This is a genomic window from Corynebacterium sp. HMSC074C04, assembly GCF_001838295.1.
Lineage (GTDB): Bacteria > Actinomycetota > Actinomycetes > Mycobacteriales > Mycobacteriaceae > Corynebacterium > Corynebacterium amycolatum.
In genome coordinates this window covers 57,904-64,002 of sequence record NZ_KV836271.1, presented here as the reverse complement: position 1 = coordinate 64,002, position 6,099 = coordinate 57,904, and the positions used below count along the sequence as shown (strand labels likewise).

The window sequence follows — 6,099 nt, the reverse complement described above, 5'->3', positions numbered from 1 at the left end:
TCTGTAATTCCTCGCTGGTAAACAGTGTTTCTCCTTGTGGTAGATAGTTTTGTCGGGAAATGTGAGAAATACTACGGAATGGTTACGATTTTAACTTGGTTGTAGGGAAACGATTGAGTATCGTTACATACTCGAGATTCTTTTGTGGAGTCTCCAGTTGTCGCGTCACAACTGGAAGCAGAAAAGCGAAAGCTCGCGCAAGCGACTGCCTCCGAGAAGTCTGGCGCGGAGGTAAGTCCGAAAGTAAAGAGGAGAACGATGAGCTTTACTGCAGTGAGTCGTAACTTCACGGTGAAGGTCGTAGCTGCCCTCGTAGCGGTTGCAATGGTCTTTGGCGGCATCATGCTCGCATCCGCGAAGGATGCGAGTGCTGATCCAAACCGTGATCGACTGCGCCCAGGCTGTAATTGGGACCCATACAACTGGTGGGTTCAGTACTGCCAGGTTTTCTCGCCGGCTATGAACCGCAATATTCCGGTTCAGATCAAGGCGGCTACTGGTGGCGGCGATGCCTCCCTGTACATGCTCGACGGTCTGTGGGGCTTTAATAAGGGTGCGTCCGGTTGGATTTGGTCGGGCCATATTGCTCAGACTTTTGCCAATGACAACATCACTCTGGTTGCGCCGGCTGCTGGCGATGGCTCCTTCTATACTGACTGGAACGCTCCGGCAGTGACCGCTGAAGGGGTCAAGATCCAGAAGTGGGAAACCTTCTTGACTCAGGAACTGCCGGTTTATTTGCAGCGTGAGTTTGGTGTTAATCCAAACCGCAACGCGATTGCTGGTTTGTCCATGGGTGCAGCCGCGGCAGTGGCACTGGCGGCCCGTCACCGTGATCAGTTCAAGCAGGTCACTTCGCTGTCCGGTTACTACCAGATGTCCAACCCGGTAGTTGCTACGGGTACCACTGCAATGGTGGCCGGCACTGGTGTTGTGAATCCCACTGGTATGTGGGGTCTTCCGGTTCCGGCTTCGGCGGAACGCCAGGCCCATGACCCTTCGATGCTGCTCGATCAGCTCCAGGGGCTGCCGATGTATGTTTCATCCGCCCAGGGTGTTCAGAGCCTGTGGAGTGACCCGGAGGTTTTGAACCGTCCGGTGCCGCAGCTTCCTGACACTGTCTGGCGTGCCGTAATGGAGTCCGTCTCCCGCGCTTCGACGCAGCGCTTTGAGCAGGACGCTCGCGCTGCCGGCCTCAATGCGCAGTTTGTCTACAGCCCGAACGGTATCCACTCGTGGGAGCTGTGGGGACGTGACGCGGCACTGGCTCGCCCCTATATTCTCGGAGCACTTGGGGTTTAAGCTGTCTTGTGAGATTTCCTCACAGTGAGCCCCTCGGTAGGCGCCAGTTATGAGAAAAGACCAATCCCGTACTCGGGGTTGGTCTTTTTTGTACGGCAGAAATTTCATGCTGCTATAACGTGAATTCAGTTCCTTTTGCGTGTGTCTCCACGGTTTTTACCCGTAAGAGGGTAAACATGAGAGTCGAACCTTAAAGTAAAGGGTGAAGCTATTCAGGTAGCTATACCGTTTGTTTCGCAGAACGTGTGTGAGATTCTTCTTGCAGCGGAACGCCGGAGGAGGGGAACCTTCGGATACGTTGCTGGTCACCACGTAATTCTGAGAAGCGGAACGGTAAACGCATAGCTCTAGCGCCGCGTGATGCTATCTGCAGGTGCCTAATCGGCGCCGGTGCAACACTCAATGTCTCAAATAATTTCAACCAGCGACTTTGTAAAGGGAAGCCCTCTTATGCGCGTAACCGCTAGATTCCTCCGTGGTGGCCTCGGCAACAGCCGGAAGTCATCGCGGGCGTTGACCGCACTTTTGGCACTACCGTTGACTCTCGCTCTCGGTGCCCCTGCTGCAGTGGCGGCTCCCGAGCCAGCTCAGCCAGGTCTGCCTAGCTACGAGGAACTTCAGGCCGTTCAGGGGCAGTTGGCTCAATCTGGAGACCTGGGAGACCTTGCTAAGGCCGCTGAAGCAGCGCAAGCTGCTGGTGCGCAGCTACCTGGCCTGGGTATGCCGAAGCCGATGCCAGGGCCGGAGCGTACGCCATTTAAAGTCGATACTCCCGCAGTGGCGAACCTGCCCAGCGGAGTCAGCGTAGACAAAGTTGAGTGGTACACAGATCACCACGTCATTGCGCACATTCGCTCGGCTGCCATGCCGGAGAAGCCAATTCAGGTTGAGATTTTGCTGCCGCGCGATTGGTACCGCGACAAGGAGCGCACATTCCCGAGCGTCTACCACCTTGACGGTATGGCATCGTTTGATGACTACTCCGGTTGGATCCGCGCTACTAATATCGAGCGCTTCTACGAGGACAAGAATGTCCTGGTGGTTATGCCCGCCGGCGGTACATCGTCCTTCTACTCTGACTGGGATCAGCCGGATAACGGTCAGAACTACAAGTGGGAGAGCTTCATTACTAAGGAGCTCGTGCCGGTTATCACCAACGGCTTCCGCGGCAACGATGAACGCGGCATTATCGGTATCTCCATGGGAGCTACCGGTGCTTACAACGTCGCAGCACACTCGCCGGAGCTGTGGAAGTTTGCCGGTAGCCTCTCAGGTTACCTAGACATGACTTCGCCGGGCATGCCGCAGGCAATCGCTCTGGCGATGAAGAACACCGGTGGCTATGACGCGACGAAGATGTGGGGCCCGCTCGGTTCGCAGCGTTGGAAGGACAATGATCCGAAGCTGAACATCGACAAGCTCAAGGGCATGTCGCTGTACATCTCGGCGGGTAACGGCAACACCGGTGAGTGGGACGTGCCGTCGCAGATTGATCCGACGAAGCCGGACAATCCGACCGGTTACGCATTGGAAGTGCTTTCCCGCATGACCAGTGAGACCTTCATCCGGAATGCTCGTGAAAAGGGCGTCGAGCCGGTTGTGAACTTCCGGAGCTCGGGTACTCATACCTGGCCGTACTGGCAATTCGAGGTCAGTCAGGCCTGGCCAACGCTGGCCGATGCACTCCAGTTGCCGGAGTCCGATCGTGGCGCGGTCTGCCGTGTAGGCGGCGAGATTGAAAAGGCCGTCGCATCGCTGCCGGGAATCGGCACCTGCCTGTCGGATGAGTATGGTGTCGCCAAGAATGGCGTGGCTCAGGACTTCACCGGCGGTACTGCCTACTGGCACCCGGATTCCGGGGCACATGTGGTCTGGGGGCGCATCGGTTCGCGTTACAACGAGCTCGGCGGTCCCTCCTCGCCGCTCGGCTACCCAGTGACCAACGAATTGGCTACGCCGGATGGCTCGGGACGGTTCGTCCACTTCGAAAAGGGCTCGATTTACTGGACTCCGGAAGGCGGAGCCCACGAAGTCACCGGCGACATTATGAACGCCTGGGGCAAGGCCGGCTTCGAGACCGGTCCGCTGGGCTACCCAGTCGCCAACCACCGCGATATTCCGGGCGGTGTCGCCCAGGACTTCCAGGGTGGCACCATCGTCAAGATCGGCGGCGAAGAACCTCGCATCGTGCGTGGTGAAATCGGCCGTGTCTACAAGGAGCTCGGTGGCGCCGAGTCCGATTTGGGTCTGCCTATCGACGGCGACGAGGTCAAGCTCGCTCGCGGCGCTTTCCAGCGCTTTGAGCACGGTGCCATTTACTGGACTCCGGAAACTGGTGCGCAGCCGGTGCGCTCCAACGACATCACTGACCACTGGGGCGGCACTGGCTACGAAAATGGCCCGTTCGGTTACCCGGTCGGCCCACTGCAGCCAGTCAAGGCCGGCGGTCTTGAACAGCAGTTCGAGGGTGGCTGGATTCGCCAGCTCAACGGCAAGATTGTTGAAGAGCGCAATAAGCCAGAAGTGCCAGCCCCAGCCGCCGACAACGGTGATGACAAGTAAGCTAACCAAAGCAGGGCACTGAATAAGGGATAGACAAATGTCCATGAACAAGTCCTTCCGGACACTGGCTACAACCACAGTTGTTGCGCTGCTGACCTTCGGAGTGGCCGCCTGTGGCAGTTCCACAGTGGAGTCTTCGGAGGTCACCTCGTCGACGACTACGAAGACCTCCACGACGTCGTCAAGCACGAAGACTTCTGCGCCGAAGTCGAGCGAAAAGTCTGCGCCGGAGATCACAGATCCCCAAGCTAAGCGCGTGGACGAAGCGCCCGATGGACAGATGAAGCTCAGCGAGGCGGACGATTCATACCTCGAAGCGCTGGAAAAAGCGGGAATTGATGTTGCTGGGGTGGAGGATCAGCTCATCGGCACAGGTCGCGCGGCATGCGCAGACGCACCGGAGGAGGAGCGTCAGGTCATCGCGCTGGCGATTGCCGGACAGCTGGTCGCACAGGGGCGCTCACAGGAAAGCGCTGAAGAAGTGGCGAAGACTATTGCAAGCTCCGCTAAAAAGGCGTATTGCTAGCACTCATGCGTAAAGTGCTGACAATTCTGGCGGTCATTGTGCTGGTGGCCGCTATTGGCTTCGGCGTAGTGCAATGGCTTAACGACGACCAAGGCGGTCAAACCCCACCGACCCCCGGCGACGATGGTGGGATTCTGGCCGAACAGCCCGAGTGGTGCCCGGCGGTAGAAGTTATTGCGGTGCCCGGAACTGCGGAATCGCGTGCTGACGATGACCCAATGGCCCCGACCGCGAACCCACATTCGCTGCTGCTTGGCCTGACGAACTCGATTTCGCAGTCCTACTCGGAGGGTGATGTCAAGGTCTGGACTACGCCGTACCCGGCACAGATTAAGACGCATCAGCTGCCCGACCAACTCACTTACGATGATTCGCAGGCAGTCGGGCGCGATGTCACCGCTAAGGAAATGGCTGACTTACACGGGCAGTGCCCGCTGACAGACTTCGTCCTGATGGGCTTCTCCCAGGGTGCGGCTATTGCAGGTGATTTGGCCTCTGACATCGGCAATGGTCGCGGTGTCGTTCCGGCCGAGCGCATCGCGGGCGTGGCCCTGTTGGGCGACCCGCGGCGTGACCCCAATCAGGGCGTGAACCAAGGCGTTCCGCTGGCTGGTGTGGGTGTCGAGCTGTCATTGCAGCCGCTTGGCGGCATTGTGCAGGCTGTGGTTCCGGGCGCAACGATGCGCGGTCCACGAGACGGCTTTGGGCCTCTTAATGACAAGGTCCAGAATGTCTGCGTGCCATCGGATTCCTTCTGTGATGTTCCTCCGGCAGTGGCTGATGCGATTGCGCGAGCGCAGGAGATGATTGCCGGCGCGGGTGCGCATGCGACCTACGCCACGAATGATGTGGCAATTCCGGGGACGACTCCGCTGGCCTGGACTGAGGGCTGGACTCGCGAACTGATTGAACAATCGCTGGCGCGACGGTAGAGGTAGCTCAAAAATGTGCGAGACGCGCCCGACCTCGACGGGTACTTGCTGTTAGAATTTTGCTCAAGAACTGGTGTTTAACGTTTCAAAACAACAGGTTCGCTAAAGTGTCGAAAGAAATTGACAAAAATTGCAGGAAGCAGTCTGACAGAACCGGTTATTATCGCCCAAGGAACTGCTGTTCATGACCGGATAATCTAGTCGAAAAGGTAGGGTGCAATGACGAATCCGACAAACCCATATGGAGATTTCGACGAAGACGGTATGCCGAGGTCCCGGGGAAAGTTCGCTGACAGCTCGGGTGCTTACAGCTCCGGTATGCCGTACTCGGATCCGTACCCACAGCAGCAGCCGAACATGGGGCAGGGCTATGAGGACCCGAGCCAGCACAATTTCCACAACGGGTACTCGAACCCGTATCAGAGTGGTTACCCAAACCAGCAGGCGCCGGCGTATTCCGCTGGCTTCGGTGGCCCAAACCCGCACCAGGGCTACGGGGGCGCAGGTGCTCCTGTCTCGGATAAGTCCAAGATTGCAGCGGCTCTGCTTGCCTTCTTCCTGGGTACCCTCGGTGTTCACAACTTCTACCTGGGGCACAACTCGCGTGGCGCTATTCAACTAGCACTGACGGTATTCGGCTGGATTACGGCTATCCTTCTGGTCGGATTCTTCCTAATCATTGGCGTCAGTATTTGGGCATTTATCGAGTTCATTTTGATTCTCGTCGGTAGTGGCTCCTACGCCTATGACGCTAATGGGCGCCGCCTGCAATCGTAG

General features: G+C 57.7%; 5 protein-coding genes. All 5 read left to right on the top strand.

Translation table 11 applies throughout. The features are described 5' to 3' along the window. Window positions 1-258: 258 nt before the first annotated feature. The 5 genes from HMPREF3011_RS04115 (at window position 259) to HMPREF3011_RS04095 (ending at window position 6,099) form a co-directional block, all read left to right on the top strand. On the top strand, window positions 259-1,302 hold the full coding sequence (locus tag HMPREF3011_RS04115; protein WP_049181834.1) for an alpha/beta hydrolase: 1,044 nt from the start codon (window positions 259-261) through the stop codon (window positions 1,300-1,302). 450 nt (window positions 1,303-1,752) lie between these two features. Beyond that, window positions 1,753-3,864, top strand: coding sequence for an alpha/beta hydrolase-fold protein (locus HMPREF3011_RS04110; protein WP_070841196.1), 2,112 nt, complete (start codon window positions 1,753-1,755; stop codon window positions 3,862-3,864). A 37-nt stretch (window positions 3,865-3,901) separates the two neighbouring features. Further along, on the top strand, window positions 3,902-4,390 hold the full coding sequence (locus tag HMPREF3011_RS04105) for a DUF732 domain-containing protein (protein ID WP_049181830.1): 489 nt from the start codon (window positions 3,902-3,904) through the stop codon (window positions 4,388-4,390). Window positions 4,391-4,395: 5 nt separating this feature from the next. Beyond that, on the top strand, window positions 4,396-5,322 hold the full coding sequence (locus tag HMPREF3011_RS04100; RefSeq protein WP_070429907.1) for a cutinase family protein: 927 nt from the start codon (window positions 4,396-4,398) through the stop codon (window positions 5,320-5,322). 219 nt (window positions 5,323-5,541) lie between these two features. Then, window positions 5,542-6,099, top strand: coding sequence for a TM2 domain-containing protein (locus HMPREF3011_RS04095; protein WP_038626941.1), 558 nt, complete (start codon window positions 5,542-5,544; stop codon window positions 6,097-6,099).